The sequence below is a fragment of the Candidatus Sphingomonas phytovorans genome, from assembly GCA_029202385.1.
GTDB classification, from domain to species: Bacteria; Pseudomonadota; Alphaproteobacteria; order Sphingomonadales; family Sphingomonadaceae; genus Sphingomonas; species Sphingomonas phytovorans.
Genome location: CP119314.1, coordinates 3,907,607 through 3,933,328, shown reverse-complemented (window position 1 = coordinate 3,933,328; position 25,722 = coordinate 3,907,607). Strand labels below are relative to the sequence as shown.

The window sequence follows — 25,722 nt, the reverse complement described above, 5'->3', positions numbered from 1 at the left end:
TCCTGGAGAGGGATAAAGCGATGAAGTCCGTACTGAAATACGCGCTTGTCATGAGTGCCGGGATCGCTGCCGTCAGCGCCGCGACCGCGCAGACGTCGCCGGCCGCACCGGCCGTGTCCGAGGTGGTTCGCGTGGACCCCGCGCTTGATACCCTGATCGCGCCCGGAGCGCTGGTCGAGAAGGTCGCGACCGGTTTCAAGTTCGTCGAAGGCCCGATGTGGCGCGAGGGGCGGCTGTGGTTCTCCGATGTCGGTGGCGAGGAGATCAGGGCGGTCACGCCGGATGGCAAGGTGGAACTGCTGGTGGATCACGCCGGCGGCTATCCCAATCCCAAGCCTGGCAAGACGCTCGGGCCGAATGCGATGGCCACCGACAAGGACGGCACGGTCGTCTATGCCCAGCAAGGTGGCCGCAACCTTTCCCGGCTCGATGCAAAGCTTGCGATAAAGCCGTTCCTCAGCACCTATCAGGGCAAGAAGATCAACAGCCCCAATGACCTCGTCTTTGCGAAGGATGGTGCCCTGTGGTTCACCGATCCGCCGTTCGGCCCGATGAATATGGAGCCGTCCCCGCCGCTCGATCAGCCCTTTGCCGCGGTCTATCGCTACGCCGGGGGCAAGCTGACCCCGATGGTCACTGACCTGGCGCTGCCCAACGGCCTCGCCTTCTCGAACGACGGCAGGACCTTCTACGTCAACAGCTACGGGCCGGAGATGTTCACCCGTGCCTATGACATGGGCAAGGACGGGACGTTGTCGAACCCGCGTGTGCTGTTCACCTATGATCGCGGCATGGGCCGGGGCGGCCCGGACGGACTCAAGACCGACATTGCCGGAAATGTCTGGAGCACCGGCCCAGGCGGCATCCGCGTCATCACGCCGCAGGGCAGGCTGCTCGGCCAGATCACGCTGCCGGAAGTCGCGGCGAACCTCGCCTGGGGCGGGGCCGACGGCAAGGACCTCTATATCACCGGCTCGACCAGCATCTACCGCCTGCGGACTAAGGTTGCGGGCACGCCGCCGCTTTACAGGCGCTGATCGGCTTGGGCGATTACCCTACCCCTCCCGTTGCTCCCGAGCACGGGAAACCTGGCGGGGCGTTGCTTCGGCGCCGCCCCGCCTTTTTCTCTCACCTGCCATCTTAAGCGCCCTCCTCGCATCTTGCCGGTTTCCGATAAAACAGAGGCAGTGTGAGATATCATATAGGATAGACGATTCCACTGTGGTAGCCGGCATTCAGGGCAGCGCAAGAGTGCCCGACAAAGGGAGTGATTGAATGTCGAATCTGTCCAGACGTACGCTTCTGCTGAGCACCGGGGCGACGCTGCTGCTGGCGAAGACCGGCGCGTTTGCGCAGGGCAAGGGCGGCTGGACACCGCCGGTAATTCCGCCACACGATCCCAGGGTCGATACCGAGTGGCGCCATTATGCCGCCGACCAGGCGAATACGCGCTACGCCCCGCTCGACCAGATCAACGCGGCCAACTTCAACAATCTGGAAGTCGCCTGGCGCTTCAAGACCGACGCGCTAGGCACCCGCAAGGAATATCAGTTCGAGGCGACGCCCCTGCTCGTGAAGGGACGCCTGTTCCTGACCGCCGGCGCGCGCCGCGACTGCATTGCGCTCGACGCTGCCACTGGCGAGATGCTGTGGATGTACCGCCTCGACGAGGGCAAGCGCGCGCAGAATGCGCCGCGCCAGCTCTCCGGCCATGGCTGCTCCTATTGGACCGACGGCACGAAGGAGCGGGTCCTGTTCGTCACGGTCGGCTATCAGCTCGTCTGTCTCGACGCGGCGACCGGCTATCCCGACACCTCGTTCGGCGTGAATGGCATCGTCGACCTGAAGAAGGATTTCGACCAGGAGATCGACCCGGTCACCGCCGATGTCGGCCTGCACGCGACGCCTTTGGTGGTGAAGGACATGGTCGTGGTCGGCGCCGCCCACACCTCGGGTGACGTGCCGACGACGCGTTTCAACGTGAAGGGCTATGTCCGCGCGTTCGATGTGCGCACCGGCAAGCGCAAATGGATCTTCCACACGATCCCGAAAAAGGGTCAGTACGGGTACGACAGCTGGCTGAACGGCGATGCCGACCAGGCCGGCAATACCGGCGTCTGGGCGCAGATGTCGGCCGATGAAGAACTCGGCCTGGTCTATCTGCCGGTCGAGCTGCCCACCGGCGACGAGATGGGCATGTATCGCCGCGGCAATGCGCTGTTCGGCGAATCGCTGGTCGCGGTCGACGTGAACACGGGGGAGCGGCGCTGGCACTATCAGTTCGTGCATCACGGCCTGTGGGACCGCGACCTGCCCTGCGCACCGATCCTGTGCGACATCCCGGTGGCCGGCAAGATGGTCAAGGCGCTGGCGCAGCCGAGCAAGCAGGCCTGGCTCTATGTGCTCAACCGGGAGACCGGCAAGCCGATCTGGCCGATCGTCGAGCGCAAGGTGCAGGCGGGGGAGGTGCCCGGCGAATGGTATTCGTCGACCCAGCCCTTCCCGACCAGACCACCGGCCTATGATCGCCAGGGCACCGGCCCGGAGAATCTGATCAACTTCACGCCCGAGCTCCACGCCGAGGCGCTCGAGCTGGTCAAGAATTATGTCACCGGTCCGCTGTTCACCCCGCCGACGCTCAGCAAGGAAGGCGGGCCGTTCGGGACGCTCGTCGCGCCGGGCCTGCAGGGCGGCACCAACTGGCCCGGCGGCTGCTACGATCCGGAGACCTGCAAGGTCTATGTCTATTCGAAGACGACGATCGGCCTGATCGGCATCGTGCCCAGCACCGACAAGGATGTGTCGGACTTCGCCTATGTTCACGGCGTCACCGGCATTGCGCCCCAGCCGCAATTCTCGATGGGCGCGGCGGCTCCCGAAGGCGCTCGTCCGCAGCGTCCGCCCGCTGCGCCGCCCAGGCCCGGCGTGCCGCGTCCCGGGCCGCTCACCGTGCAGGGCCTGCCGCTGATCGCGCCGCCCTATGGTCGTATCACCGCGCTCGACCTGACCAGGGGCGATATCGCCTGGCAGGTCGCGCATGGCGAGACGCCCGACAATATCCGCAACCATCCCGCGCTGAAGGGCCTGAAGATCCCGCGTACCGGGCGCGAGGGCAATCTCGGGCCGCTCTGCACCAAGTCGCTGGTGATCTGCGGCGAAGCGGGTTTCTTCACCAACGAACAGGGTATTCGCGGCGCGATGCTGCGCGCCTATGACAAGGCGACCGGCGAGGAGAAGGGGGCGGTCTATATCCCCGCCCCGCAGAGCGGTTCTCCGATGACCTATATGCTTGGGGGCAAGCAGTATCTTGTCGTCGCGATCGGCGGCGGCAACTACAGCGGCGAGCTCGTCGCGTTCAAACTGCCCAGGGAGGCATGACCATGAAGTTCGGCTGGATGATCGATGGCGAGGCAGGCCCGCGCACTGGCCTTCCTGGCGGACGTGCGGCGCTTGTTGCCGCGGCTGCCCTGCTGACGACGGCGATCGCGTCGGTCGCCACTCATGCGCAGGCGCCGGCCGGTTCGGTATGGACGGGTGCCTTTACGACCGAGCAGGCGGTTCGCGGCAAGGCAGCCTATGCCGACAATTGCGCGGCCTGCCATGGCCCGACCCTGACGGGCGGCGATTCAGCTCCCCCGCTTGCCGGCAGCAACTTCCTCAACAACTGGAACAACACCAGCACGGCCGACCTGTTCGCGCGCATCCACGATACGATGCCGGCGCAGGATCCCGGCAGCCTGAGCGGCAGGACGGTCTCGGATATCGAGGCGTTCATCCTGCAGGCCAACGGTTTTCCGGCTGGCACGACGGCGCTTGCGACCGATCCTCAGCTAATGGGCAACACCAGGATCCTGGGTACCAAGCCTGGCCAATAATCCCGTCCGCAGAGGGGCGCCAACTGTGGTCGAGTCCAGTGCCGGCGGATAGGTCCATTGTTAATCTATCGCCCGGCGATCGTCCTTTCCCGCGACGATCCGATATCCTATAGGTGTTACATAGACGCCACGGCGCCGTTGCATGTCGAGACCTAGATGGAAAACCCTGATTCCCCAGTGACCTTCCCGCCCATGGGCTATCGTTCGCCCCGCCCTGCTCCCGTTCCTACCCTGGTCGCCTGGGCGCATGAGCATCTCCTGTCGATGCTGGTTTCGATGGAGATCGCGCCGGGCACCCGGATCGGCATCGACGCGGTCGCGCGCAAGCTCGGCATTTCGCAGACCCCGATCCGCGAGGCGCTGAGCCGGCTCGAGGCCGAGAAACTCGTCATCAAGGTCCCCAATGTCGGCTATCACGCCAGCGCCCAGATGACGCCGGCCGAGGTGAGCGACCTTTATGCGCTGCGCCAGCTGATCGAGCCCTATGCCGCCGCCCGCGCGGCGGAATCGATGAATGATGAGATGCTCCGGCAATTGGCGGCGATGGAAGAGGAGATGGACCGGATCCAGGCTGAAACTGGTGTCGCCTATGCCCGTTTCGCCGAGGCGGACGCGATGCTTCACAGCCTGGTCGCCACCGGCAGCGGCAATTCGCTGATCGCCGAGACGATCGAGCGGCTGCACATGCATCTTCATATCTTTCGCTTCCTGTTCAATACCAACGCCCCGCAGGAGGCAGCGGAAGAGCATGCCCGGATCATCCACGCGCTGATCGCGCGCGATCCGGCGGCGGCCGAAACGGCGATGCGCACCCATCTGGAGCGGTCGCGCATCCGCATGGAGGAAGCATCGGTCCGGATCGCCCAGCGCATGCCGTCCGAGCCGCGTACGGTCGGCGGTCCGCGCCGGGAGGGCTGATGCCTTCCCACCGGCGGGCGATACCGGCGGATGTCGTAAAGTGTTTTGCCTTCCCCGTCGTGAATGCTTGCCCGGGATGAATCCCGCCCGGCGGGCATCGATCTTCTGTCATGCCGGCATTGTTCCGGGCGCGTCCCTATGGGATTTACACGTCTGGTCGCGCCGTCGATCCTTGAATTAGCACGGTTGATATTGGCTGATCCGGCTCGCGACCGATCTCTTGCATGAAAAAAATGTCATGATGATCGCAAAAGATTGCGGTTATCGATGTATATTGATCTCCATCAAGCGGCAGGACCACTTGTCACTTGCCAGAACGCCTTAATGAAACCTAGCGTCCTGCGATACGAATTGGGGGATTCGTCAGCACGATGCGACATGTTCTCGGCCTGGCTACTATCGTCTTCGCTGCAGTGGCGATCATTGCGGGGATCGTCTTCGTGCGGCGCAGGTTCGGCTGGGGAAAGCGCGAACGCCGCCGCGCGCGTGCCGACCTGACGGGTATCGTCCGTTCGGACCGTGGCGAGTGAAGAGCCACAAGGGCGCGGCGGCTCCACGACCGTGTCCGGCGACGGTGGATGGATGCCCCGTCAACCAATACGAAGCCCAGGGCGATGTAGCGACCACAAGGGTTTGAAGATTGGGTGGTTTCAAACCGCGCGCAACCCGGACACCGTTGTCGTCCGGGACGCCTGGCTCAATGCACCCCAGCGCCGCCGCCAATAGTGCAGCGGCAGCTGAAGGTTCGCGTCGATTTCTGGTGGCAGGTGAATCAGGGACTGGTGATGCTCAGCGACGAGCCCGAAACCTGGTAGAGGGTGCCGGTGATCGTGCAAGGCTCCGACGTGCCGCCACCCGGCAGGGACGCGTTGTTGAAGTAAATGAACCTTTGGGGAGTATTGTTGCCGCCCCAGGTGCCGCTGAGCGCCCCACTACAACCGCCCGGGGTAAGGGTGTTTACGACGACGTTGGTGATGGTCAGAAACGTCCCGTTGAACGAGACCGCATATGGCGCGCCGCTGAAGGTCGTCGAGGAGCATGGGAAGTCGCCGGGCGCCGCCAGTATCGGTGTCGCCCTCGCGGAGTGCCCATGCGAGAAAGTGCCATCGCTATCCGGTGCGGCTTGAGGAATGGTAATGACGAGCTTGAAAGTACAATTGGAGCTGAGGCCTCTCTTGAATAATACTGAACCCTGGAAGATAAGACTGCTTACCCCTGGCGTAGCCGGTGTGTAGGTGTCCGCCAGAGTGGGAGTAGGGCTACCGAGTGCCAATGCAGTTACACAGATCGCAGAAAAGAATTTCATCTGAGCTCTCCTCTTCTTTAATTTTCTTTGGGGATACGCGATCCACACATAGTCATTTTAGCAAGCTCGCAATCTGAAATTCCTGGCTGAAACTGAAAATGCGAGGATCGATGTTAATGCGTTGGAGGAAGGCTCCTCATCAGCACCGCCGGAAAAAATCTAAATGTCGCGCCAATCTGGCGGTGGCTACCTTTGCGTTACCGAATTACCTCCTGACATCCTGGGCGTTCGCCCCGCCGCCTGAAAGCAGCGCATCGCAATAGCGCAGTGCTGGTATACGGTGGCTCCGCGCGGAGCGCTGCCTTCAATGCCTTGCCACTAGCTCACGATGCTTCGTACGGCGCATGAGAGCGATTCCCCGGGTCGGGCGGTGGCGAACCATCCCCGGCGGTGTCGTCCCCTGGAGTGCTCCGGTTCGGAGGGCCCCGCTACGCCGACCAGGCCAGGGGGCCGGGCCCACCGGCGGCGGGATCTGAATAGGACGCGCTGCCATTCTCGATATGGCCTGCGATGCGCCAGGACTGGCCTGCCGCCACGAATTGCCGGTCATACCAGCCATGGCTTGTCGTGAGGTTCAGCGGGATACTGCGCGCTTCTCCGCCCGCGAGCATGATCACATCGGGAGACGCGCCATAGGCCCGGTCAGTCATGGCGATGGACTGGGGCATCGTGGTGAGATTTTCGAGAAGGAGCGAGGGGGGAGCGGCATTGCGGCCCTTGACGCTGACCGAGAAGATATCGCCCCTCCCGGTCAAGCGTCGATGAAAGCCGTTGGGCCCAAGGGCGAAGATGTCCAAGGCTTTGCCGGAGACGGGCAGGAGGTGAGCCAGTTCCCGACCTGCGCCAACCGTATAGCGCGCGGGAACCTCGCCCAGCTGCGTGACGTCATAGACATGGAAAACGGCCGCCCGCTCGGCCGAATGGTTGGCGAACATCAGGGCGCGGCTTGTGCCCTTGACGCGCAGTCGGGCGTCGAGCGCATAGGGTGTCGCGCGTCGCCGTCGCAGGCCGGTTTCCTGCACGGGGGCGACCGCATGATCGGGAAGTGGCGGCCGGATTTCCTTCAGGCTGGCGGCGCGCTCCGACAGGGCGGCGGTGGCCGGAAGTGCCCGCATGAAATCGACCGCGTCGGGCGCGCTGAAATCGAAGCAGGACGTGAGGTCGCCGCACACGGCCCGTCGCCAGGCGCTGATATTCGGCTCATGGAAGCCAAAGCGGGCTTCGAGGAAGCGCAGGATGCTTGTGTGATCGAAGACCTCGGATGCGACATGCCCGCCCTTGCTCCAGGGCGATATCGCGTAGAGCGGCACGCGCGGGCCAAGGCCGTAGGGCCGGTCAAGATAGACCGCGTCTTCGGCCGCCTGCGAATGGACATGATATTCGTCGTCCGCCGGGATGTTCGTCGCGCCGACCGTGCGCCCGGACACGCGCGCCGGCGGGGCCGGCGGGGGCACATGGTCGAACAGGCCATCATTCTCGTCGAAATTGATGAGCAGCACCGTGCGCGCCCAGATCTCCGGATTGGCGGTGAGCGCGTCGAGCACTCTTGCCGCATAATCCCCGCCCTGGAGCGGCGTTGAAACGCTCGGGTGCTCCGACAGGGCTGCGGGAGCAACAATCCATGAAACCTCCGGCAGCCGCCTGGCCAGCACGTCCTGCCGCAGGTCGTCGAGCGAGCGGGTCGTCATCGTCCGGCGTGAAAGCAGGGCCGCGGCTGCCGTGGCCGCGCCATGCGCCTGGCGATAGCGACGGAAGCCGACCAGCGGATTGTCGGTGAAATTGTCGGCCATGTCCTGGTAGATCTGGAAGCCGATCCCTGCAGCCATCAGGCGCTCGGGATAGGTCGTCCAGAGATAGCCGCCGTGGCGCAGCGGATCAGCGTCGAGGCTATCATAGCCGTTGTCGATGGCGGGGCCGTTGCCCCGGGCCAGCGGATCGTGCGTGCCGGTCCAGATGTAGAGCCGGTTGGGGTTGGTGCACAGGTGCATGGCGCAGTGATAGGCGTCACACAAAGTGAAAGCCTCGGCGAGGGCATATTGGAACGGCAGATCCTCGCGCGTGAAATGCGCCATCGCGTGATTTTGCTTGGAGCGCGGCCACGCGCCCATCCGTCCATTATCCCATGCGGCCTGGCTGTCGGTGAAGCCATGGGGTGTGCCGAGCGGACGATAGAGGCGGAAATCGACGGACGTATCGAGCCGGAATGGGGCAATCAGCGCCGGCTCGGTTCCCGGATGCTCGTTCGGCTGGAGGAGCACGGTGCGATTGGGCGCGGCAGGAAGCGGCGGGGCGGGAATGGCGAAGCGGTCGCCATAGCCCCTGACGCCGCGCATCGTGCCGAAATAGTGATCGAAGGAGCGGTTCTCCTGCGTGAGGATGACGACATGATCGACATCCTTCAACGTCCCCGTCCGGCGATCGGCTGGGATCTCCAGGGCACGGGCGATCGAGGGAGCCAAAGCCGCTGCCGCGCCCGCTGTCGCCATCATGCTGCGGATGAAGCTGCGACGATCCTGCATCGTTACCATGCCCGGCCTCCCGATCGACTGCGACAAACGATAAAGGGAAGAGCTCCCACGGGAATATCATTTGTCATAACGCAGAGGTCTAGACCACTGATATGGCGGTTGGATGACGGCAAACGGGGATGCGGCCGGCGGTCGCCGCCAGGGCCCGGTCGCGGCATGCTTACAGCGCGACTGCCCTGTGGAATCAGTGCCGGCAGAAAATTCGGCTCGGAATTGGTTTCGGTAAAAACTGTCACAGAGGTGTCTCCGCAGTCTGCTTTAGACCTTCTGGTTCATACCAGTTGGCGGGGGATAACCAATGACGAAATCATATTCGGTTCGGGCCATGCGCCTGAGCTTCAAGAGCTTTTTGCTGGCAACCGTTGCCGCGGTGGCCGCCGGCGCGACTCCGCGAGTCGCTCTCGCGCAGGAGGCCGCCGATCAGCCGGCCTCCACCAGTTCGGGTGCCGACATCGTCGTCACCGGCTTTCGGAAGTCGCTGAGCGATGCGCGCAGGATCAAGAAGGATTCGACGATCCAGGTGGATGCGATCGTCGCCGAAGACATGGCGAAATTCCCGGAGCTGAACCTGGCCGAATCGCTTCAGCGTCTGCCGGGCGTGCAGATCACCCGTGAGGCAGGGGAGGGCCGGCGCATTTCGCTGCGTGGCCTGGGGCCGGATTTCTCGCGCGTGCAGCTCAACGGCATGGAAGTGCTGGGCAATGTCGACTCTGCGCAGGACAGCCGCGGCCAGCGTACCCGCGACCGCGCCTTCGACTTCAATATCTTCGCCTCGGAATTGTTCTCGCGAGTGGAAGTGGAAAAGACCTTCCAGGCGGCGCAGAACGAGGGCGGCATGGCCGGCACGGTCGGCCTGTTCACCGGCAAGCCATTCGACTACGCGCCAGGCAACAAGGGTGCGCTGGTGGGGAAGCTGGGTACGAACGAATATACCAGGGACGCTCAACCGCGCGTCGCGGCGTTGCTCAGCCATAATTGGGACAATGAGTTCGGCGTCCTGGTCTCGGCCGCCTATTCCAGGCGCCAGACCACGGAGCAGGGCCACAACACCTATAATTACGACCGGCCCAGTGCGGCGACGTTGCGGAGCCTGGTCGACAAGGGGTTGAACATCTCGAAGCTGACCGCAGCGCAGCAGGCCAAGTTCCTGTCTGGCGACCTGTATTTCGCTGATGGCAACCGTCTCTCCTCCTGGAATGCGAGGCAGGAACGTCTCGGCATCACGGCCGCCGCGCAGTGGCGACCGGCGGACAATTTGCTGCTGACGCTCGACGGACTGTACGGCCAGCTCACCACGCATCGCGACGAACTGCACCTTGCCACGCGACCGCTCAAGTCCGACGGTTCCATCGCGTTCGACACTCCCGCCGGCGCGCCCTGGCCGGCCATGTTCCAGACGGCTTCGACCATCAACGACCTGAGGTGGGACGGCAGCAACTACGTCACCAGAACCGACGTCACCGGCACGACCTTCGGTAGCGAACACCGCCGGTCGCTGAACGAGACCCGCTTCCGGTCGCTGGAGCTGACCGGCAAGTGGGACGTCTCCGACCGGTTTACGGTCGACGGGCATGTCGGGTATCAAAAATCGACCTACAAGACGCCGTATGACGACAAGTTCTACATGCGCGCCAAAGGGAATCTGATCGCCGATTACGGTACCGACGGCCGTTCGGCTTCGTTCGACTATCCGGGCTGGGATCCAACCAACCCGGCCAACTACACGATGGACGATTTCTACTATCGCGCCTTCAACAATGAATCGGAGTTGCGGGAAGGCGTGCTCAACCTGCGCTACAAGATGAACGACGCGCTGACGTTGCGCGCGGGCGGCGCCTATCATCGCTTCAAGCAGGACGGCAGGGATCTCTTCTATGACAGCAACGTCAACGGCACCCGGTCCAAGACGCGGGGTACATCGGTCAGCGACATCACCACTGTGTTCAAGAACGAATTCGGTTCGTGGCTGATCGGCGACTATGACAAGGGTTTCGCGAAATATAAGGAATATCACCGGCTCGAGCCCAACAAGGACGGAACGGGCGGGACGATCCAGGACATCGAGAATGTCTATACGACGACTGAGGAGACCTTTGCCGGCTTTGTCCAGATGGACTGGAGCACTGAACTGTTCGGCAAGCATTTCCGCGGCAATGTCGGTGCGCGGGGCTACCACACTGACACCCGCAGCATCGGCTGGATCCAGGGCGACAGCTATGCCTATCTCGGCACGGCTGACGTAAAGGGCAGCTATTCGGGCGTGCTGCCTGCCATGAACGCGGTGCTGGAACTGACGCCGGAGGTGCTGCTGCGGTTCGCCGCCTCGCAGAACCTGAACCGCCCGGGGCTTGGCTCGATCGCGGCCGAGGGTAGCGCGTTCCGGAACGACGATACCGGCGCGATCACCGCATCCCGCGGCAATCCCAACCTCAAGCCCTACAAGGACACCACGCTGGACTTCTCCGCCGAATATTATTTCGGCAAGGTGGGCCTGCTTTCCGCGAGCGTGTTCCACAAGCGGATCACGAACTTCATCGGCTCGCAGACTCTCAGCAATGTGACCTTCGACGAGGCGGGCGTGCCGATCAGCTCGATTCCCGGCGCGACGGGCAGCACGGTCATCAAGGAGTTCTCGATGCCGATCAACGTCGCGGACACGAAGAGCCTGACCGGCGTTGAACTGGCGGCACAGGCCCAGTTCTCGTTCCTGCCGGCACCCTTCAACGGCCTGGGCGTGACGGCGAACTATACCTATGTTGACGCGCCCAAGGAGATCACGGGCATCTCGAAGACCAGCTACAACGCCACGCTTTACTACGAAACCAACCGCTGGGGCTTCCGTGGTTCACTGAGCCACCGCACCCGTTACTACACGGGACGCAGCGAGGACATCATGAGCGCCAACACCCGTGGTTTCGAGGGGACGACATATATAGACGCTTCGGCCTTCGTGAACGTGACCGATGGCATCCAGCTCACGCTGAACGCGATCAACCTGACGAACCAGAAGGACACGCAATTCTGGGGCCAGAACCGCTATCTCTACAACCAGACCCAGAGCGGCACGACCTACATGGCCGGCTTCAGCTTCAAGTTCTGAGGCCACCGCATAGGCTAAACCGCGCCCCTTCCTTCTCCGGAAGGCGGGGGCGCATTCTTTCGTGTGACATCAGACATGATCGTTTCCCATCGCCACCGTTTCATTTTCGCCGCGGTGCCCAAGACCGGCACCCATTCAGTGCGGCAGGCCCTGCGCGAGCAACTGGGCGACGGGGACGTCGAACAGGTGGGGTTGTTCGTCAACAAGCGCTTCCCGTGGGAGGATCTGGCGGCGATCCGGCATGGCCATTTGTCGCTGCGGCAGGTGCGTCCCTATCTCGGCGAGGACGCTTTCGGCAGCTATTTCAAATTTGCCTTCGTGCGCAATCCGTTCGACCGCTTCGTCTCCTACTGCGCCTTCATGTTGCGTGGTGGCGATGTCTTCCGGCAGCGGCCGCGCGACGCGATGCGCCATTTTCTGTTCGTCGAGCCGCCGGAAGACCATATCCTGTTCCAGCCCCAGGCATCGCTGCTGGTGGGTGAGGATGGCGAGACCCTGCTGGCCGACAAGGTCGGCCATGTCGAGGACATGCAGGGTTCGTACGATGCGATCTGCGCGCGCCTCGGCATTGCCTCCCGCCCGCTCGACCGAGTCAACGGCAGCACGCGCGGCGACTATCGCCATTATTACGATCAGGCTTTGATCGACGGCGTCGCCGCACGCTACGCACAGGATCTGGAACTGTTCGGCTACACTTTCGAAGGCATGCGATGATGCCCGTTCATCCTGGCGCTCATCACGGCCCCACCGCCAACCCGCGCAAGACCAGGACCGTTCGCAAGCTCGGTCCGGTTGACATCGTCGCCCTGCGAGCCGCCGTGCTGGCAATCCCCGAGCATGTCTGGGACGCTGAGAACGCCGGCAAGCCGAACAAGTTCGAGGTTCTGGACGAGACCCGCCACATCGTTCTCCGCTTTATCGACAGCCCCCGCGACTGGCGCGGCTCGCACGATCGCGCAGCCTGGCCGCAATGGCGGGGTTTGCTTGAGCCGGTGCTGGCGCAGGCCGTTCGCGGCTATGGTTATCAGCGGGGGGTGTTCCCCCGGGTGATGCTTGCAAGGATGGCGGCTGGCGGGGTGATCCACCCCCATGTCGATGCCAACCCCGCGGCGAGGTGGCCGCACAAGATCCATCTGCCGGTGTCGACCAATGCCGGTGTCGTGTCGTTCTTCGGCGGCGAGGAGCATTATTTCCCGCCGGGCGAGGCGGTGGAGGTCAACAACCTCGGCCCGCACTGGGTGCGCAACGGCGGCGATACCGACCGGGTCCATCTGATCTTCGAATATTACGACGCCGACCAGCCGGAACCGAGCTGGCTGGAGCCGTTCCTGCTTTCCGGCGCGGCGCGATGAATTTCTCCGAGCGTGAGACCCTGCTGGAGGAAGCCAGGGACCTGCGCTCCCGCCAGCATGTGCCCGAGGCACTGGCCATCCTTGCGCGGCTCCAGGCCTTGGATCCCCTGTTCAGTCGCCTGTACCAGGAGCGCGGCCATTGCCACGTCCTGCTTCGCGACGCACCGGCCGCCATCGACGCACTGTGCGAGGCGGTGCGCCTCAACCCGACGCTGCCGGCGAGCTGGGACATGCTGGAACAGCTTTACCGCATGCTGGGGGACACGGCCCAGGCGACCATGTCGGCGCAGCGCCTGGCCATATTGAGACAGCTGCCTCCGCAGGTGGTGGTGGCGAACAGCCTGTTCGCCGATGGCGACCTCTCGACGGCGGAGGAGGTCATCCGGGATTATCTGCGCGAGGACGGCGACAATGTAGGCGCGCTGCGCCTCCTGGCGCGCATCCGCAAGGACCGCGATGCGTTCGATGAGGCCGAGGCGTTGCTGAAATCGGTGCTCGATCGCGCGCCGGACTATCACCCGGCGCGCCTCGACTATGCCATGGTGCTGTTGCAGCAGCAGAAGCACCTGCAGGCGCGGCAGGAGGCCGGGCACCTGCTCGGGCACGACCCGGACAACCGCGAATACCTCAAACACTATGGCGCTGCCTGTGTCGGCCTGGGCGATCATGAGCCGGTGATCGATCTATATGAAAGGCTGCTCGCCGGGCAACCGCAGTCGGGGGCTGAGGTCGCCGACCTGCGCCTGTGGCGGGCAAATGCCCTGAAGGTCACCGGCAGGCAGCAGGAAGCCGTCGTTGACTATCGCGCCTCCCTGATGGCCCGCCCCGACTATGGCGTGGCCTGGTTCAGCCTCGCCAACCTCAAGACCTATCGCTTCGCCGATGGCGAAATCGCGCGCATGTGCGCCGCGGAATCCGGGCCCGCCGTCCAGGACATGGACCGCATCTATCTATGTTTCGCGCTGGGCAAGGCGCTGGAGGACCGGGGCGATTACGTATCCTCATGGCATTATTACGAACGCGGCAACGCGCTTCGGCGTGTCGCCGGCCGCTATCGTCCGGACGTCGCGGAATCCTGCGCGCGCCGAATCAAGCGGACGTTCACCGCCGAATTCTTCGCGGCGCGCGCCGACTGGGGCATGGACGATCCGGCGCCCATCTTCATCCTGGGGATGCCGCGGTCGGGCTCGACATTGATCGAGCAGATACTGGCATCCCATTCCCGCGTGGAGGGCACGCAGGAACTGACTGAAATCGGCCGATATGCGAGCGAGCTTTGCGATGCCGATCCGGATTGCGGCCTGCCATTGCACCCCGAAAGGTTGCAGCGCCTGACCGCCGAGGACGCCCGGGCGCTCGGCGAGCGCTTCCTGGCCGAAACCCGGACTCATCGCCGATTGGGCCGGCCATTCTTCATCGACAAGATGCCGAACAATTTCTGGCACATCGGGCTGATTCACCTGATACTGCCCCGATCGACCATCATCGATGTTCGACGCGAACCCATGGGCTGCTGCTTTGGCAACCTCAAGCAACTGTTCGGCACGACCAACCAGGAATTCAGCTACGGCATCGGCGATATCGCGCGCCACTACCGCCTTTATCTCGATCTCATGCGACACTGGGACCAGGTGCTGCCGGGGCGGGTGCTGCGGGTGCGGTACGAGGACGTGGTCGAGGATCTCGAAGGCAGCGTGCGGCGCATGCTGGAGCATATCGTGCTACCCTTCGAGCCTGACTGCCTCTCGTTCCACGAGACCCGGCGCAGCGTGCGCACGCCCAGTTCCGAGCAGGTGCGCCAGCCGATCGGCCGGGAAGGCCTTGCGCAATGGCAGCATTATGCGCCCTGGCTGGCACCGCTGCGGGACGCGCTGGGTGACGCATTGACCGGCTACAGGGACTGAACCATGCGGCTGTCGCGTCCTTTCTTCCAACTTCCCGTGCTCTTCGAGATCGAGCATCTGCAAGCGGAGCTTGCCGCGTTGCCGCCCGAATCCTGGGTGCCGCATCCGGACGGCCTGCCCGGCAACAGCGCGGTGCGATTGATCAGCGCCGGCGGCGGTGAGACGGATTCAGTCCACGGGCAGATGCTGCCGACGCGCTGGCTGGCGGCCATGCCCTTCCTGCGCCAGGCGCTTGCGGGTTTCGGGGTGGTATGGGGCCGTTCGCGGTTGATGCGCCTCGCGCCGGGCGCGCATGTGCCCGAGCATGCCGATATCAACTATCACTGGCACACGCGGGTGCGGCTGCACATTCCGATCTTCACCCGGCCGGAGGTGCGCTTCCATTGCGACGGGCAGTCGGTGCACATGGCCGCGGGCGAAGCATGGATCTTCGACAATTGGCGCCGACACCATGTGGAGAATCAGTCCAGCGCCGAACGCATCCATCTCGTCGCTGACACCACCGGCACGGCGGCGTTCTGGCAGTTCGCTTGCGGGCAGGCGCCGCCGCGGGGGCAATGGCGGACGATAGGCCGGAACCCCGATGCCGGTCAGCAATTGCTGACCGAGGGCGACCAGCGTTCGCCGGTGATGCCCGCCGCCGAAGTGCAATGGCTGGTCGACGATCTGCGCGCCGAGCTGGCGGTCGCCATCGATACCGTGGAAGCCAGGGCCCGCGCCGCGCAGTTCAGCATGTTGCTGGAGAGCTTCGTGTTCGACTGGCGCCAGCTCTGCGCGTTGCACGGCATCGGCGGACAGGGGCGAGCGGACTTCCTTCGCCTGGCCGGCGCCGTGCGCAAGGCCGCGAAGCCCCTCGCCGATGGGCTCGTCATGCGCACCAACGAGGTCGGCGCGCTGCTGGTGCTCGAAAAGCGCGTGCTGCAGCACCTGCTCGCTGAAATGTCCTAGCCGATCGGCAATTCCCGCAGCGCGGCCGGCAGGTCGGCGACCGTGTCGATCACGACATGCGCTCCGGCGCCAGTGAGGATGGCCCTCGCCCGCGCGATGCGTTCGGCCCGATCCTCGGGCGCGAGCGCGGCCAGCGCCTCGCGCGACAGCCCCAGGGCGTTGCCGCTGGCCGCGACGCCGACCGTCCACACGCCCGCCGCGCGGCCCTCGGCAATGCCGACCTCCGCATCATCGACCTTGACGCAGGCGCTCGCCGGCCAGGCGCCCAGCTCGACCAGATTCTTCCACAGCATCAGCGGGGAAGGACGCCCCTGCGGCGTCTCGCCCGCGCAGACGAGCATGTCCGGGCGATAGCCCTGCTCCGCGGCGCGGGGCAGAATGTCGACCATCATCTCGCGCGTATAACCAGTGCAGGATCCCACCGCGACGCCCCTGGCCTGGAGCCGTCCGGCAATGTCCGCCGCGCCTGGAATCAGCTCGGCGCAGTCGCGTGCCGCCTCGCGCATCATCGGGCCGATGCTCCCGAACAAGGCCGCGACGTCCTCTTCGCTCGCCGCCGCGCCATATCGCGCGGCCCAGGCCTTGGCGACCCGGGGGTTGCCCAGAAGCGCGCGGATATGGTCGCGCTTCGCCATGCCCATATCGGCGCGTGCTTCGGCCTCGCGGATCGGCACCCCGGCTTGTTCGAACACCCTGCACAGCGCAACCACCGGCGCGCGGCTGCCGAAATCGATCATCGTGCCCGCCCAGTCGAACACTATTGCCTTGAGTCCCGGATGCATCAGTTCCTCCCGAAGAGATCGGCGATCACGTCCTCGGCCAGCGCGAAGCTGGTCGACGCGCCGGTGCCGCTGGTGACGACGACCAGTCGCACGCCCTCCGTCGGCGCGCGGACGATGCTATGCCCCGCGGCCGAAGCATAGGTGCCCGTCCAGCGCCCGATCACCGCCGGTGGCGCGCCAAGGACCTGGGCATAGGCGTCGAGGATCGCGTCATCGATCACTGCCGTGGAAAAGGGGTCGGGGGTCGGCGCATAGTCATGGCTGTCCCCCACCACGAGCGATCCGTCAGCGCCCTGCACCGCGATCAGATGGACGCCGTGCGCCAGCGCTTCCGCCGCCTCGGCCTCCAGCCGCGCGCGCAGCGCCGCCGCCTCAGGCAGAGCGACATAGCCGAGATAGCGGACCATGCTCAGGTCGCTCATCACCGGCGCGGCCAGCCGCCACCCCGGCGGCGCGAGCCGCAGCATCTGGAGCTTGCAGCGAGTGATGCCGGCCTCTGAATAGATTTCAGGGAAGAGGGTTGCCCAATCGTCTCCCGGGCAGACGATCACAGCCTCCGCTTCGTGCACGCCGATGTTCGACCGGACGCGGCCGGTCTCGACGGCATTGACCGCGACGCCATAGGCGAAGTCGACTCCATGCGCGACGCTGAGCCAGGCGGCGAGCTTCGGGATCGCCAGCGGTGAATCGACACGCAGGTCGTGCGGGCTCTGCAATGCGGCCGTCCCGCCGCGTACCATCGGCCAGCGCGCCGCCAGCTCCAAAGCGCCGAGGCGGGTGCAGTCCCGGCCCATCTCGGTCGCGAGGAACGCATCGATCACCGCTACGGCCTCGGCGCGCTGGGCGACCAGCAACAGGCCCTCCTGCTCGATCGCTATCCCTGCCGACCCGGCGACGTCGCGCCAGATCGCGGCGCTGCGCATCGCCAGCTCCCGGATCCGGCCGCGCTCCTGCCCGGTGACGGTGACGAAGCCGAAATTGCGGATCGAGGCGCCGTTGGCCCGGGCATCGCGATCGAGCACCAGCACGTGCTTGCCCCGTCGCGCCGCGGCCAGCGCATGGGCAAGGCCGACAATGCCCGCGCCGACGACGATCAGGTCATGCTGTGGCATGGGCGTTCCTTGAGCGGCCGCGCATCGCGAAGCCGAGCGCCGAGAGGATCGTCAGCGCCCCCACCATGATCGCCGTCGCATAGGAAACATGGATGAAGAAGGGCAGCCAGTCCATCTTCGGCGCCGCCAGGCTGCGGAACAGCAGCAGTGCGACGCTGCCGGCATAGCCCGAGGCATCGGCGACATAGATCAGGAAGCCGGCATTGCCCGCCTTGCCGATCGCCGCGATCATCCGGTCGAACAGCATCGCGTTGAACGGGGTATAAGCAAGATAGAGTCCCGCGCCGGTCAGGATCATCCAGGGGAGCGGCGCGAGCAGCCCCGCCTGGAACGCCAGCGTCGACAGGCCGAGCAGCAACGCGCCGACGATGATCACGCCGTGCATCGCCAGCAGCGCGCGCATATTGTCGCGCACCAGCATCAGCGCGGCGAGCCCGCCCAGGCTGATCACCGCAACCGGCAGCTCGCTCGCGGAGAACATCGCCGCCTTCCCGGCATATCCCATCGCGGTCCACAGCTCGGCGGCGAAATTGTCGCGGAAGTCGCGGATCGCAGTCAGCAGTACATAGCCCGCGACCAGCAGCAGCAGCGAAAGCCCGTGTTCGCGGAGGAAGGCCGCCCGGTCGGCGCGTAGCATCGGCACGCGCGCGACGCGCTCGGCCTCGTCGCGGGCATCGGGCGGCGGCATTCGCTCGAGCCACCACAGCGACACCAGCAGCACTGGCAGGAACGCCGCGCCCGTAACCGCCGGCATCCAGATTTCGGGCACTCCCGCATGAAGGAACAGCACCGCGACCGACTTCACCACGCCCGAGGAGAGGATGAAACTCGCGCACAGCATCGCGCCAAGCAGTTCCGACGCGCGGCGACCCTCGACATAGCTGAACACCAGCCCCCAGATCATGCCCAGCGGCAGCCCATTGAGGAACAGGCAAGCGACGCTCAGGGGCGGCGGGACCAGTGCGAACAAGACCAGCGCCAGCCAGGATGCGCCGATCAGCGCAAGGATCAGGGCCGCGCGCCCGCGCCGGCCGAATTCGGCGATCACCCGGACCCCGATCAGTTTTGACAGCGCATAGCCGAACACCTGGGCGATCAGCAGCGCGCTCTTGTAGTCGATCTCGAAATGCCAGCCGCCGATATCGGCGAAGGTCGCCGCCGCGAACGGCTTGCGGAAGGCGTACATCGCGAAATAGGCACCAAAGGCGGCCAGTCCCCCGAGCAGGAGCGTCAACGGAGGGGTAGCGCCAGGTGCGGGTTTTGCGGGCGGCATTGAAGTCCTGCGAATTGTCAGGATTGGTATGGACCAGATTGGCGTCGATTTTGTGACGCTGGCGGGGTGCCTTTCCTCACCAGGGCCGTGCGGCCAGTGCCACCTGTTCAGCTTTGCATTGCCCCGGATCGGGCGCGGGCACATTTGAGCCGATCGAGACCAGCTCGTCACGAGCTGCCTTCAGGTCGCGCTGGAAGCCGGGAGCACCGCCGAGCATGGCGAACATCGCCGATCCCGCCATCCAGCCTGCTTGTACCGCGCTCGCCGAATGCGAGCCGCATACCGCGCGACTCTCGCCATAGGCCCGGGCCCGGGCGAGGATCGCCGTCGCGCGTTCAGGCGCCAGTTCGGCCAGGATCAGTCCCTCGAGCCAGCCGTTCGCAGCATGGCCGGAGGGATAGTCGCCATTCCCGGCGAGATGCGCTGTCCTGGGCTCGCAGATCGGCGAGTCGGTGCCGAGATAGGGGCGGGGCACCCGGTAATGTTGCTTCACCGGGTTCACCAGGTCGCCGGTGCCCGCCCGGTCGAGCAGGCGGGTCAGCGCCGGGGCACTCGCCGGTGTGAGCTTCATGCCGAGCGCGCAGGCATAGCGGTCGAGCGGAGCGTTGCTGACGTCCTCGGTCGCGAGCCGCCAGCGCGGCGTGCCCCGCAACGTGCGCGTGGCGACGAAGATCGCGTGGTCGGCGCGCGCGGCGGCGCTGCCGGGGGCGGGCGGTGGCGGCAGGATCGCCACCCCGTCGGGCACTCGGTCGGGCGCCAGATAGGGGCCGGTATCGGCGGCCTGGCTCGTCGCGGTCAGCGCCAGCCATGCGGCGAGCAGCAAGGTGGTGCGCATCGCGGTCAGGCCGTGACGCGCATCGGGCCGATGCCGGGATCGGTGCGCCCGGCGTGCCCGGTTTCGACCTTGCCGGCGAAGCGGCGAAGGAACGCAGCGTCGTCCACCAATGTGACGGTGAGATCGTACCAATGGTCGCTGGTCGCGAGCCGCCAGATGTCGCCGACCTGCTTGCCCGGCGCCACGGAAATGCGGCGTGTCCGCGCGCCTTGCGCGGGATAATGTCCGTCGAGCGCGATCGCGAAGACCATGGGCTCGCTGCCGCCGTTGCGCAGCAGCAACTCGAGTTCGCCCTCCGACGGACGCTGGAGCAGGACCACCTCGGCACGGGGCGCCTGCACTGCGAGCGATCCGGCGAAGCGGCGCCACAGGCCGTTCGGGCCCCGCAGCGTCAGGTCATAGGCGGCGAGCGGCCCGGCATCGTGCCATTGCTCGCTGGCGAAACGGTCGCCCGCGCCGATCGTATAGTGCCAGGGTTCCTGCGCATCGCTGTTGTCGTGCACGGTGAAGGCCGCCCCGACGGCACCGCGGTTGATCATCTCGATTCGCAGGCGCCGCTCGGGTGTCACGCCTGCGATCACGTCGAGCTTGTAGGGCAGCGGACGATGCGGGCGCTGGCCCGGCATCTGGGTGGCAGGCGCCTGCGTCGGGGGAATCATGTTGACCGGCCCCGCGAGAGATTGCGCGATGCGCTCGCGGAAATCGTCGGTGGTCGGCAATTTGAGCGCGGCGGCGCGATCCGATTCGCTGAAGTCGAATACCGATATCAGGTCGCCGCACACCGACCGCCGCCATGCGCTGATATTGGGCTCCTGCACGCCGAAGCGTTTCTCGACGAACTGGAGCACCGATGTGTGGTCGAACAGCTCCGAACAGACGAAGCCGCCGCGGCTCCAGGGCGAGACGATGATCGCCGGCGTGCGGATGCCGAGCCCGATCGGGTGCTTGCCCGGGGCCTGGGCGTCAAGCGCGCCATAGTCCTTGGTCTCGCCATTGAGCGGCACCGTGCTGTGGCCGCGATAATCGCCCACCGGGGGTACCGGCGGCGGCGCGTGATCGTAAAAGCCGCCAGCCTCGTCATAGTTGAGGATGAACACGGTCTTGGCGAACACCTCCGGATTGTCGACCAGCGCCTCGATCAGCTTGGCGGTGACATGTTCTCCCCTGGAAGGCTCGGCCGTCGGATGTTCGGACAGATCGGCGGCGGTGACGATCCACGAGACCTGCGGTAGCTTGCCCGTCTCCACGTCGCGGCGGAATGCCGCGACGAGTTGTTCGCCATCGGAGCGCTTGCGATCCGCGCCCTCCTTATGCTCGCTCACCCAGGAACGGCCGCGGCGATACAGCTCTGACTCCCTGGGGGCCGGGCGGAAGGGCGGGAAGATCGACAGGAGATTGTCGCCGAAATTGTCGTATTCCTGATAGACCTTCCAGGCGATCCCCGCCGCCTGGAGCCGTTCGGGATAGGTGGTCCAGCGATAGGCCCCGTCGCGCAGCGTCCGGTCTTCGGCCATGTCGGCGCTCGGCGTCTCGTCCTCGCCATAGTTGCTCATCTCTGGATCGCCGCCCACCGTGCCGCCGCCGTTGCACCCGGTGAACAGATGCATCCGGTTGGGATAAGTCTGGGTCATCGTCGAGCAGTGATAGGCGTCGCACACGGTGAAGGCGTCGGCGAGCGCGTAATAGAAGGGCAGGTCGCTCGCGGTATAGTGAAGCATCCGGTTCTGGAGCGCGCCGTTATGTCCCCAGCGGTCGTAACGGCCGCGATTGAAGATATGGACATTCTCCTGGTGCGACTGGTCGGCGCCATCGACCTTGAACGAGCGCGTCGTCTTCGAATCGCCGTGGAAAGGCAGGACATAGCCATCGGGATGCTGCTCCGACGGCTGTGCCCATACGCTGCGCCCGCCCGGCAGTCGCAGCGGCCGCGGGTCGCCGAAGCCGCGCACGCCGTTCAACATGCCGAGATAATGGTCGAAGGAGCGGTTCTCCTGCATGTGGATCACGATATGCTCGACATCCCGGATTGAGCCGGTCCGCTTGTTCGCCGGGATCGCGAGCGCCCGGTCGATCAGGTTCGGGAGAATCGATCCGGCCGCGCCCGCGCCCGCCATGCGCAGAAAATGCCGTCTCGTCGTCCGATCCATGGCTTTACCCTTTTCTTGGTCGCGCGAACGCGCTACTTCGCTGTTGAAATTGGTATAGTCCAGTAACGCTACAATCTTACGACAGCGAAACAGCTTGAACGGGCAGGTCCCGGTGCCGTTCGCCATCACGCAAACCAGCGAGGAAGCATGACCGCGAACGTCATCGACCGGATTTTCGAGCTCTTCAATCGTTTCGGAACGCTCTATTATGGCGAGGACGCCACGCAGCTCCAGCACGCGCTCCAGGTGGCCGAGCTGGCGCGCCGCAATCGCTGTTCGGACATGATGATCGCCGCTGCGTTGTTGCACGATGTCGGTCAATTCATGGATGATGCCGGCAGCGCCGCCGAAACGCTCGGGATCGATGCACGGCATGAAATCTCCGGCTCTTCGTTTCTTGGCGCCTATTTCCCGCGCGGGGTCACCGAACCGGTCCGGCTCCATGTCGCCGCCAAGCGCTATCTGTGCGCGATCGATCCCGCCTATCTCACCGGACTCAGCAGTGCCTCGGCGATCAGCCTGGAACTGCAGGGCGGCCCGATGTCGGCCGATGAGGTGCGGGCGTTCGAAGCCGAGCCCTTTTTTGCCGACGCGGTGACGCTGCGCCGCTTCGACGATATGGGCAAACACCCCGACTGGCGCCCGCCCGATCTGGCCAGCTATCGCCCGCTGCTCGAATCGCTGCTCATGGCAAACACCTGACAAGGTTGCGGACGCGCCGTTTTACAACTGGCATAGACCAATTGGGCCGTGAGTGAATTCGGCAAGTCCCGAAAAGCCTGTAGCAGCAGGTCTCCGAGCCTGAAACATACGGTGTCGAACTGAATCCGATCAAGGATTTCGGGGCTTTGCGTCGCTGCTCGGCGGCTTCGGCTTGACCTGCCTCCGCACCCACTGTCATCTCCAGTCCAGGCACCATGCGAAGCGAACTCGAACTCACTCCGATCGCCAAGGGCGACACCGCGGATGGTCCGCAATATCTGGCGCTACGCGACCAGATCGCGCTCGGCATCGAGATGGGCAAGCTCGCACCGGGATCGAAGCTGCCGTCCGAGCGTCAGTTCCAGGGGGACAGCGGAGCGGCACGCGGCACCATCCGCGAGGCCCTGTTCCAGCTCGAGGCCGAAGGGCTGATCTACCGGCGCGACCGCAGCGGCTGGTTCGTCTCCCCGCCGGCGGTGACGTACAATCCCACGCGCTGGTCGGGCTTCATGACCTATGTCGCTGAGCAGGGGCGAATTCCGGCGACCGAGACGCTGAGCAAGGATCTGGTGCCCGCGCCGCCCGCGGTTGCCGATATCTTCCGCACCGCGCCCGGCACGCCGCTCTACAACCTTCATCGCCGCCGCTCGATCGACGGCCGCGCCGTACTGGTCGAACGGATCATCGTCGATCCGTCCATGGCGCCCGGCCTCGTCGATCGTTCGCTCGACGGCTCGCTCACCCAGATCCTCACCGGCGACTATGGTCTTACGGTGGTGCGCAACCGGGTCGACATGCGGCCCTGCGCACTGGTCAAGTTCGCCGCCGACGCTCTGGGGGTGAAGCCCGGCACGCCGGGCCTGCTGGTGGTGCGCACCAGCATCGCGGCGGACGGGCGCGTGGTGGAATATGATCAGGAATATTGGCGGCACGACGCGATCCGCGTGCATGTCGATCTCGACGTCCGGGGGTGATTCACCCCGGCCGATGACAGGCCGTGGTTCCGGTTCCGACCCTTGTCGCCTGGGCGCATGAGCATCTCCCGTCGACGCTGGTTACCATGGAGATCGCACCGGGGACCTGGATCGGCATCGACGCGGTCGCGCGCAAGCTCGGCATTTCGCAGACCCCGATCCGGGAAGCGCTGAGTCGACTGGAGGCCGAGAAGCCCGTCTGAGGCCGCCGCTGGCGAAGCATGTCGCTCAAAAAACCGTCGAAGCGGATATCGCGACCCGATCCACATCATTGAACTGCTTCACCGCAGAAACACCCCGCGCATATTCCAGCGAGAATCCCAGTCCGGTTTTGGGAATCGCGCCACGGAGGCCAGCGCCCAGATTGACTGCGGTAAGGTCTGGGCGTTCGACCGCCGTCGCTCGCTCGATCCAGCCTTTGCCGGCAGCGCCGAACAGAAAGGGCGATAGTCGCAACCATTTGCGTCGGCCGAATGCGAAATGCCGCGCAAGTTGTGCCCGCGTGACGATCCCCGCATCGACAGCCGTTTCGCCGCCGACATAGGCGGACAGCCCATCGTTTCCCTCAAGCGCCGTCTGTTCCGATCGGAACAGCGGCCGGCCGAACGATGTCTGCCCCGTGGCCGCAAGGCTGAATTCGAATCCGGCACCGATGGGCATGGCGAGGCGGTATGCCAGTGTCGCTTTGGTGAAATCGGTCGCCGCGCCCTGTCGCGAGGGAAGCACGCCGGCCGGCAAGGCATCGCTATCGAGTCCCCCGAGCCCTTGGCTGACCTGCACCGACGCCGCCACCCTCCCGCCACCGGACAGGGCCGCTGAATAGGTCGCGCCCAGCCGGCCGACCATGAAGCGATCGAGACTTAGGCGAGCGCCGAACTCGATCGCGTCATTCGATTCCCGAATCTGTTCGATCGCGCCGCTCAGTGAAAGATTTTGCCGGCGCGACTTCTCGACCACGAAGCCGCCGCGCAGCGACAGGCGACGCAGATTGCCCCGCGTTGTCGGCACGCCCGGCCGGGTCCGCGGCTGGGTGCGCGAAAAGGTGACTTCCGGATTGATCGAGAAACGCGCTTCGCCGGGCGCGAGATTGATGCCACCGCCCAGCACGCGAACCGGGGCGTCCCCATAGAAATTCCCGGGCAGGTCGTATCCGCCAACCGCGAAGCCGTAGATCTGCTCGCCAAGCCCGAAGACCGAATTGAGGGACGCCTGGGCCGTCACGCCAAACCGGCCCAACGCAGGCGCAAACCCGTTCTCCACTGACAGGCTGCCCGAAGTGATCCTTTGCCGTCCGCTTAGCAGCAATCGGGTGCCGCCCTGTTCCAGGCCGCGCGTCAGCGTCGATGTCAGTGTCAGGCCGGGTGTCTCGCCTGCCAGCAGCAGGGGGCGCTCGATCTCGCCGATCTTCAGGTGGCGTCGCCCGGTCAGCGCCGCCGCCCGCGCCGCGACGCTATGGCGGACCCGCTCGGGCACGGCGGAGACATCGATACTCTCGATGAAACCGTCGATCACGAGGATACGGAAGCGCCCGCCATTGGTGATCTGCTGGGGCGGCACTGCGACGCGCGCCAGCACATAGCCAGCCCGGGCATGTGCCGCCTCAATGGCCGACGCCACGGCATAGAGTCGAGCCAGCGTTACTTGACGGCCGACGACCTGAGCGACGATCGCCTCCGTTTCCCGCGCTACATCGGCAAAGCTGCCCTCGGCATCGATACCTTCAATCAGCACGGTCAGGCCTTCGGCACCCTTCGGGGCGGTCAGCCCTTCGGTCTGTTGGATGATGGTCGCATTGTCGTTGACAGGCGGTGGCGGCTTCAGGGTCGGTGGGGTGATCGAACTCGGCGCGGTCGATTGCGACAGTGCCGGACATGCGGTGACAAAGCCTGCGATACCCGCGGCCGACAGGATGAGACGCGTGCGCCGCACTAGCGAAACTCCCCCTCCCCCTCCGCCACCGGCGCTC

General features: G+C 65.1%; 21 protein-coding genes. 13 read left to right on the top strand and 8 right to left on the bottom strand.

Features of this window, described 5'->3' with window-relative positions; genetic code table 11:
* Positions 1–20: 20 nt before the first annotated feature.
* The 5 genes from P0Y59_18015 to P0Y59_17995 all read left to right on the top strand — a co-directional run bounded on the left by P0Y59_18015 (position 21) and on the right by P0Y59_17995 (position 5,323).
* A complete protein-coding gene (locus P0Y59_18015) occupies positions 21–1,037 on the top strand; it encodes an SMP-30/gluconolactonase/LRE family protein (GenBank protein ID WEJ98819.1) in 1,017 nt (338 codons plus the stop codon).
* 238 nt (positions 1,038–1,275) lie between these two features.
* Positions 1,276–3,378: a PQQ-binding-like beta-propeller repeat protein gene (locus tag P0Y59_18010; protein ID WEJ98818.1), complete on the top strand. Its 2,103-nt coding sequence runs from the start codon at positions 1,276–1,278 to the stop codon at positions 3,376–3,378.
* Complete coding sequence (locus tag P0Y59_18005) at positions 3,375–3,875, top strand: cytochrome c (GenBank protein WEJ98817.1); 501 nt, start codon at positions 3,375–3,377, stop codon at positions 3,873–3,875. Before P0Y59_18010 ends, P0Y59_18005 begins: the two co-directional genes overlap by 4 nt.
* A 177-nt stretch (positions 3,876–4,052) precedes the next feature.
* A complete protein-coding gene (locus P0Y59_18000; GenBank protein WEJ98816.1) occupies positions 4,053–4,793 on the top strand; it encodes a GntR family transcriptional regulator in 741 nt (246 codons plus the stop codon).
* A gap of 371 nt (positions 4,794–5,164) precedes the next feature.
* Entirely contained in the window at positions 5,165–5,323 is a 159-nt protein-coding gene (locus P0Y59_17995; GenBank protein WEJ98815.1) for a hypothetical protein, read from the top strand.
* A gap of 242 nt (positions 5,324–5,565) precedes the next feature.
* On the opposite strand, the gene P0Y59_17990 is transcribed toward P0Y59_17995, so the two are convergent.
* Positions 5,566–6,099, bottom strand: coding sequence for a hypothetical protein (locus P0Y59_17990; GenBank protein WEJ98814.1), 534 nt, complete (start codon positions 6,097–6,099; stop codon positions 5,566–5,568).
* A gap of 428 nt (positions 6,100–6,527) precedes the next feature.
* Entirely contained in the window at positions 6,528–8,627 is a 2,100-nt protein-coding gene (locus tag P0Y59_17985) for a phospholipase C, phosphocholine-specific (GenBank protein ID WEJ98813.1), read from the bottom strand.
* A gap of 298 nt (positions 8,628–8,925) precedes the next feature.
* Here P0Y59_17985 and P0Y59_17980 point away from each other — a divergent pair, with 298 nt between their 5' ends.
* The 5 genes from P0Y59_17980 (at position 8,926) to P0Y59_17960 (ending at position 15,931) form a co-directional block, all read left to right on the top strand.
* On the top strand, positions 8,926–11,727 hold the full coding sequence (locus P0Y59_17980; GenBank protein WEJ98812.1) for a TonB-dependent receptor: 2,802 nt from the start codon (positions 8,926–8,928) through the stop codon (positions 11,725–11,727).
* A 75-nt stretch (positions 11,728–11,802) separates the two neighbouring features.
* Positions 11,803–12,441 carry a sulfotransferase family 2 domain-containing protein gene (locus tag P0Y59_17975; protein WEJ98811.1) on the top strand — a complete coding sequence of 213 codons (639 nt, stop codon included), beginning with the start codon at positions 11,803–11,805 and terminating at the stop codon, positions 12,439–12,441.
* Entirely contained in the window at positions 12,441–13,079 is a 639-nt protein-coding gene (locus tag P0Y59_17970; GenBank protein WEJ98810.1) for an aspartyl/asparaginyl beta-hydroxylase domain-containing protein, read from the top strand. The genes P0Y59_17975 and P0Y59_17970 overlap by 1 nt, the downstream gene beginning before the upstream one ends.
* Positions 13,076–14,983: a sulfotransferase gene (locus tag P0Y59_17965; protein ID WEJ98809.1), complete on the top strand. Its 1,908-nt coding sequence runs from the start codon at positions 13,076–13,078 to the stop codon at positions 14,981–14,983. Before P0Y59_17970 ends, P0Y59_17965 begins: the two co-directional genes overlap by 4 nt.
* Before the next feature lie 3 nt (positions 14,984–14,986).
* Positions 14,987–15,931, top strand: a complete 945-nt coding sequence (locus P0Y59_17960) for an aspartyl/asparaginyl beta-hydroxylase domain-containing protein (protein WEJ98808.1) — start codon at positions 14,987–14,989, stop codon at positions 15,929–15,931.
* Here P0Y59_17960 and P0Y59_17955 read toward each other — a convergent pair.
* The 5 genes from P0Y59_17955 to P0Y59_17935 form a co-directional block, all read right to left on the bottom strand.
* Positions 15,928–16,713, bottom strand: a complete 786-nt coding sequence (locus tag P0Y59_17955) for a phosphonoacetaldehyde hydrolase (GenBank protein WEJ98807.1) — start codon at positions 16,711–16,713, stop codon at positions 15,928–15,930. The genes P0Y59_17960 and P0Y59_17955 overlap by 4 nt on opposite strands.
* The gene (locus tag P0Y59_17950; GenBank protein ID WEJ98806.1) at positions 16,713–17,825 is read right to left on the bottom strand and encodes a TIGR03364 family FAD-dependent oxidoreductase; all 1,113 of its coding nucleotides are present in this window, start codon (positions 17,823–17,825) and stop codon (positions 16,713–16,715) included. The genes P0Y59_17955 and P0Y59_17950 overlap by 1 nt, the downstream gene beginning before the upstream one ends.
* Positions 17,812–19,059, bottom strand: a complete 1,248-nt coding sequence (locus tag P0Y59_17945; protein WEJ98805.1) for a DUF5690 family protein — start codon at positions 19,057–19,059, stop codon at positions 17,812–17,814. Before P0Y59_17945 ends, P0Y59_17950 begins: the two co-directional genes overlap by 14 nt.
* Before the next feature lie 115 nt (positions 19,060–19,174).
* A complete protein-coding gene (locus P0Y59_17940) occupies positions 19,175–19,933 on the bottom strand; it encodes a phosphatase PAP2 family protein (GenBank protein ID WEJ98804.1) in 759 nt (252 codons plus the stop codon).
* Positions 19,934–19,938: 5 nt separating this feature from the next.
* Positions 19,939–22,080, bottom strand: a complete 2,142-nt coding sequence (locus P0Y59_17935; GenBank protein ID WEJ98803.1) for a phospholipase C, phosphocholine-specific — start codon at positions 22,078–22,080, stop codon at positions 19,939–19,941.
* Between the two features lie 147 nt (positions 22,081–22,227).
* On the opposite strand from P0Y59_17935, the gene P0Y59_17930 reads away from it, so the two are divergent.
* The 3 genes from P0Y59_17930 to P0Y59_17920 all read left to right on the top strand — a co-directional run bounded on the left by P0Y59_17930 (position 22,228) and on the right by P0Y59_17920 (position 23,959).
* Positions 22,228–22,782 (top strand): phosphohydrolase, encoded by a 555-nt coding sequence (locus P0Y59_17930; protein WEJ98802.1) that lies wholly within the window; start codon positions 22,228–22,230, stop codon positions 22,780–22,782.
* A 215-nt stretch (positions 22,783–22,997) separates the two neighbouring features.
* On the top strand, positions 22,998–23,756 hold the full coding sequence (locus P0Y59_17925; protein WEJ98801.1) for a UTRA domain-containing protein: 759 nt from the start codon (positions 22,998–23,000) through the stop codon (positions 23,754–23,756).
* A 23-nt stretch (positions 23,757–23,779) separates the two neighbouring features.
* A complete protein-coding gene (locus tag P0Y59_17920) occupies positions 23,780–23,959 on the top strand; it encodes a GntR family transcriptional regulator (GenBank protein ID WEJ98800.1) in 180 nt (59 codons plus the stop codon).
* 25 nt (positions 23,960–23,984) lie between these two features.
* On the opposite strand, the gene P0Y59_17915 is transcribed toward P0Y59_17920, so the two are convergent.
* Positions 23,985–25,685: a POTRA domain-containing protein gene (locus P0Y59_17915; GenBank protein WEJ98799.1), complete on the bottom strand. Its 1,701-nt coding sequence runs from the start codon at positions 25,683–25,685 to the stop codon at positions 23,985–23,987.
* Positions 25,686–25,722: the final 37 nt, after the last annotated feature.

Bases quoted from the DNA above. Each gene is read 5' to 3' on its own strand.
- P0Y59_18010 (WEJ98818.1), top strand. From the start codon at position 1,276: ATGTCGAATCTGTCCAGACGTACGCTTCTGCTGAGCACCGGGGCGACG.
- P0Y59_17970 (WEJ98810.1), top strand. From the start codon at position 12,441: ATGCCCGTTCATCCTGGCGCTCATCACGGCCCCACCGCCAACCCGCGC.
- P0Y59_17955 (WEJ98807.1), bottom strand. From the start codon at position 16,713: ATGCATCCGGGACTCAAGGCAATAGTGTTCGACTGGGCGGGCACGATG.
- P0Y59_17975 (WEJ98811.1), top strand. From the start codon at position 11,803: ATGATCGTTTCCCATCGCCACCGTTTCATTTTCGCCGCGGTGCCCAAG.
- P0Y59_17930 (WEJ98802.1), top strand. From the start codon at position 22,228: ATGACCGCGAACGTCATCGACCGGATTTTCGAGCTCTTCAATCGTTTC.
- P0Y59_18015 (WEJ98819.1), top strand. From the start codon at position 21: ATGAAGTCCGTACTGAAATACGCGCTTGTCATGAGTGCCGGGATCGCT.
- P0Y59_18005 (WEJ98817.1), top strand. From the start codon at position 3,375: ATGACCATGAAGTTCGGCTGGATGATCGATGGCGAGGCAGGCCCGCGC.
- P0Y59_17950 (WEJ98806.1), bottom strand. From the start codon at position 17,825: ATGCCACAGCATGACCTGATCGTCGTCGGCGCGGGCATTGTCGGCCTT.
- P0Y59_17935 (WEJ98803.1), bottom strand. From the start codon at position 22,080: ATGGATCGGACGACGAGACGGCATTTTCTGCGCATGGCGGGCGCGGGC.
- P0Y59_17985 (WEJ98813.1), bottom strand. From the start codon at position 8,627: ATGGTAACGATGCAGGATCGTCGCAGCTTCATCCGCAGCATGATGGCG.
- P0Y59_17995 (WEJ98815.1), top strand. From the start codon at position 5,165: ATGCGACATGTTCTCGGCCTGGCTACTATCGTCTTCGCTGCAGTGGCG.
- P0Y59_17940 (WEJ98804.1), bottom strand. From the start codon at position 19,933: ATGCGCACCACCTTGCTGCTCGCCGCATGGCTGGCGCTGACCGCGACG.
- P0Y59_17925 (WEJ98801.1), top strand. From the start codon at position 22,998: ATGCGAAGCGAACTCGAACTCACTCCGATCGCCAAGGGCGACACCGCG.
- P0Y59_17990 (WEJ98814.1), bottom strand. From the start codon at position 6,099: ATGAAATTCTTTTCTGCGATCTGTGTAACTGCATTGGCACTCGGTAGC.
- P0Y59_17980 (WEJ98812.1), top strand. From the start codon at position 8,926: ATGACGAAATCATATTCGGTTCGGGCCATGCGCCTGAGCTTCAAGAGC.
- P0Y59_17960 (WEJ98808.1), top strand. From the start codon at position 14,987: ATGCGGCTGTCGCGTCCTTTCTTCCAACTTCCCGTGCTCTTCGAGATC.
- P0Y59_17965 (WEJ98809.1), top strand. From the start codon at position 13,076: ATGAATTTCTCCGAGCGTGAGACCCTGCTGGAGGAAGCCAGGGACCTG.